The organism is Vibrio methylphosphonaticus, assembly GCF_023634655.1.
GTDB lineage: Bacteria > Pseudomonadota > Gammaproteobacteria > Enterobacterales > Vibrionaceae > Vibrio > Vibrio methylphosphonaticus.
Genome location: NZ_JAMKMS010000071.1, coordinates 1 through 583, shown reverse-complemented (window position 1 = coordinate 583; position 583 = coordinate 1). Strand labels below are relative to the sequence as shown.

The following is a 583-nucleotide window of genomic DNA, read 5'->3' as shown; positions in this document are numbered from 1 at the left end:
TCTGGGTTGTCTAAATCGGTACTAGTGAGGGTTCCAGAAGTTGTTATAGCGCTGTCAGTTTCATCCACATTGACCGTTGCGGTGCTGACCGTCGCTGCATCGTTAGTCCCGTTAATCGTCACTTTGATCGTCGACGGTGTGCCATCGACAGACGATACAGTGAAGGTTTCTTCCACTTTATCGCCGACATTTAATTGGTTAAACGCGCTGTTGGCTGTGAACACCCAATGACCATTAGCATCAATAGTAAGGTCGCCGTTAGCTCCAGTAATCGAGTCGGGTGTGAAGGTATTATCTAGGTTATCCACGTCGGTGCTGATTAGCGTTCCTGAAGTCGTTACTGCTTTGTCAGTCTCATCGATGGCAACGGTCGCACTGCTGACAGTAGCGGCGTCGTTAGTGCCGTTAATCGTGACTTTGATGGTCGAGGGTGTGCCATCAATAGACGACACCGTGAAGGTTTCTTCGACTTTATCGCCGACGTTTAATTGATTAAACGCGCTGTTGGCGGTGAACACCCAATGGCCGTTGGCATCGATAGTGAGGTCACCGTTGGTGCCTGAAATAGAATCCGGCGTAAACG

The 583-nt window shown here is 49.6% G+C and carries 1 protein-coding gene; it reads right to left on the bottom strand.

The genetic code is table 11. From position 1 onward, the window contains the following. Window positions 1–583, bottom strand: a 583-nt coding sequence (locus M9196_RS23285; protein ID WP_250619885.1) for a VCBS domain-containing protein, incomplete at both ends; no start/stop codon positions are given.